This is a genomic window from Bacillus sp. LR_5, assembly GCF_042709275.1.
In genome coordinates this window covers 1-3,525 of record NZ_JAVAXX010000446.1, presented here as the reverse complement: position 1 = coordinate 3,525, position 3,525 = coordinate 1, and the positions used below count along the sequence as shown (strand labels likewise).

At 38.2% G+C, this 3,525-nt stretch carries 2 protein-coding genes; both read left to right on the top strand.

Annotated features, from left to right (window positions below; all coding sequences use genetic code 11):
* Positions 1 to 150: 150 nt before the first annotated feature.
* Positions 151 to 2,391, top strand: a complete 2,241-nt coding sequence (locus tag RAC86_RS36745; RefSeq protein ID WP_048655130.1) for an alpha-galactosidase — start codon at positions 151 to 153, stop codon at positions 2,389 to 2,391.
* Between the two features lie 14 nt (positions 2,392 to 2,405).
* On the top strand, positions 2,406 to 3,374 hold the full coding sequence (locus RAC86_RS36740) for an ROK family protein (protein WP_101172405.1): 969 nt from the start codon (positions 2,406 to 2,408) through the stop codon (positions 3,372 to 3,374).
* Positions 3,375 to 3,525 lie beyond the last annotated feature (151 nt).

The window sequence follows — 3,525 nt, the reverse complement described above, 5'->3', positions numbered from 1 at the left end:
TTAAGTTTATATTGTCAAAAAATAAATAGTTTATTTTGATAGTTTTTGTTATAATTTAAGTCGCTTGCAACTTTCTTTTTATTTTCTCTATTATTTTGTAAGTGCTTTCTAAAATAAGGGTTTATTATTAGTAAGGAGTGGTGAATAGTAATGCCGATTAAGGTCAATGAGGAAACGAAAGAATTTCATCTTTTCAACCGAAATATTAGTTATATTTTTAGGGTGTTAGAAAAAAGCAAGCAACTAGAGCACCTGTATTATGGAAAAAAAATAAAACACCGGGAGTCATTTAAGCATCTTATTGAGCGCGAAATAAGACCTTCTTGCAATATGTTTGAAGGCGATCACACTTCATCATTAGAACACATAAAACAAGAATACCCAAGTTTTGGAACTACAGACTATCGATATCCCGCCCATATGATAACAAATGATGCAGGCAGCCATGTTACAAATTTTCAGTTTGAAAGCTATGAAATTATTCAAGGAAAGCCCCTACTCAATCAATTGCCTGCGACTTATGTAGAAAATGAGAGTGAAGCGGAGACCATCGAAATCACATTAGTGGATCATACTTTAAAGAGCAAATTAATTTTAAGTTATTCTATTTATGCGGATAGAAGTGTTATTTGCCGAAATTCTAGATTTATCAATACCGGTGAGGAAGCATTTTATCTTAATAATGCTATGAGCATGAATGTTGATTTCCCAGACGACAACTATGAAATGGTTCATCTAGCAGGAGCTTGGGCCCGTGAAGCTCACATGGAAGTGCAAAAAATATCAAAAGGAATCCAATCTGTCTATAGCACGAGAGGTGCCAGCAGCCATGTCCACAATCCTTTTCTTGCTTTGAAGCGGCCGGATACCACTGAACACACCGGTGATGTATATGGATTCAGCCTAGTATACAGCGGTAACTTTTTAGCCCAGGTTGAAGTAGACGCATATAGTGTAACCCGGGTAATGATGGGAATTAACCCTTTCTGTTTTAAGTGGAAATTAAATTCAAAAGAATCCTTCCAAACCCCTGAATGTGTTATGGTGTTTTCTGACCAAGGATTAAACGGAATGAGTCAAACATTTCATGAGCTTTACCGTACAAGGTTGGTTAGGGGAAATTGGCGTGATAAAGACCGCCCTATCTTAATTAACAACTGGGAAGCCACGTATTTTAATTTCAATGAAGAAAAAATCTTAACAATTGCCAAGGCGGCCAAGGACTTAGGAATTGAGCTATTCGTTTTGGATGATGGCTGGTTTGGAGAAAGACATGATGATACAAGTTCACTTGGGGACTGGTTCACAAACAAAGAAAAATTGCCAACTGGCATTAAAGGCTTATCTGAAAAAATAGATGTATTAGGGTTAAAATTCGGCTTGTGGTTTGAGCCAGAGATGGTATGCAAAGGTACAAAGCTATTAAATGAACATCCGAATTGGATTATCGCCACTCCTGGCCGCTCGCCTTCACATGGCCGCAACCAGTTTATTTTGGATTTTACAAGAGAAGAAGTGGTCGATCATATCTTCTCGCTCATGGATGAGATTATCACGGGTACAAAAATAAGCTACATCAAATGGGATATGAACCGGTATATTACAGAAGCTTATTCAATGAGCCTGGCTGCAGATCAACAAGGGGAGGTTTATCATCGGTATATTCTAGGAGTCTATAGTCTTTACGAGCGTTTAATCCAAAAACATCCACAAATTTTGTTTGAATCTTGTGCAGGAGGAGGAGCTCGTTTTGATCCGGGGATGCTATATTATGCTCCCCAAGCTTGGGCCAGTGATGACACAGATGCAGTTGAACGATTAAAAATTCAATATGGGACTTCTATGGTTTATCCACTAAATTCTATAGGAAGCCACGTTTCGGCTGTTCCGAACCATCAGGTCGGCAGGACCACACCGATTGAATCTCGGGCAAATGTTGCCTATTTCGGCACATTTGGCTACGAACTTGATGTAACAAAACTAAATGATGAAGAAAAAAGAAAAGTGAAAGAACAGGTTTCCTTCTTTAAAGAAAAACGCAATCTAATTCGTAACGGACAGTTTTACCGGCTGCAAAACCCTTTTGAATCCAACGAAGTGTCTTGGATGATTGTATCAGAAGATCAAAGAGAAGCAATCGTGGGATATTATAAGATCCTCGCAAAACCAAACGATAAATACTACCGTATTAAATTAAAAGGCCTAAACCCTGAGAAACTTTATCATATTAAAGAGCGGGGCAGCAATCATTACGGTGATGAATTAATGAATATAGGAATTATTTTAGCTGAGGACTACACAGACCGCGCTTATGAATATTGGCAAAGGGAGTTGCCAGGTGACTTCTCTTCCGAGATATTTGTACTGAAGGAAGTAGAAACTGCGTTGTAAAAAGGGGGATACCTATGAATAATTACATGGTTTTTGATATAGGCGGCAGTGCGATTAAATATGCTGTTATTAATGAAAATGGTGATTTTCTTACCAGGGGTTCATTTCCTTCTTCACCCCTTGATTTTGAAAAGTTCATCTCTGAATTGTTACAAGTAACGAGAAAAAATCAAGATAAGTACCAGATTTCCGGGATTGCTCTCAGCAGTCCTGGGGGAGTTAATAGCGACACCGGCATTATAGGGGGAACCAGTGCCCTCCCTTGTATACACGGCCCTAATATAAAAGAAATAATTCAAAACAAAAGCGGTTTGCCAGTTGAAATCGAAAATGATGCAAACTGTGCGGCTTTATGTGAGGTTTGGAAAGGTACAGCTGTAGGTAACAATGATGTTTTATTTGTAGTAATCGGTTCTGGAATCGGCGGTGCAGTTGTAATAGACCGAAAAGTTCATAAAGGAGCTAACTTGCACAGCGGAGAATTCGGCAATATGATCATGGATACTGTTGATGATATAAACAATATTTCTTTCCGGACATGGAGTGAATTAGCTGCAATAGGTGCTCTCGTTCGTCGGGTTGCAGAAATTAAAGGAATCGATGTATCGAATTTAGATGGAAAACAAGTATTTGCAGCAGCTGAAGCAGGTGATCGGGAGTGCATGAAAGCCATCGATGATTTTCATTTATCTTTAGCTAAGGGTATTTTCAACCTCCAGTATGTTTATGATCCGGAGAAAATTATTATTGGCGGCGCAGTCAGCAGCAATGAAAATCTTATCAAACAAATAAATAAAAAAATTGATATCATAATGAATTCATTGCAGGGTGCAAAAGTACGTCCAATAATAGAAGCATGCAAATTTGGAAATGATGCTAATCTTCTCGGTGCTTTATTCCATTACTTTCAGTGTCGAGATATAGACTGGAAAAGAACAATGCCTGATACTGACCATGAAACTTACGACAGAAGTCCTGCATAAATGCAGAGCTTCTTTTACGAAATTAGTTACAAGCCAATGGCTGTCCCCAAGACAATTGGGATAAAAACTATTCTTTTAAATCTTTATATTCCTTACAAATCATCCCTAATATTACCCAGTCAGAAAAATTTGCTCAAGAATCAGGTCACGA

Bases quoted from the DNA above. Each gene is read 5' to 3' on its own strand.
- RAC86_RS36745 (WP_048655130.1), top strand. From the start codon at position 151: ATGCCGATTAAGGTCAATGAGGAAACGAAAGAATTTCATCTTTTCAAC.
- RAC86_RS36740 (WP_101172405.1), top strand. From the start codon at position 2,406: ATGAATAATTACATGGTTTTTGATATAGGCGGCAGTGCGATTAAATAT.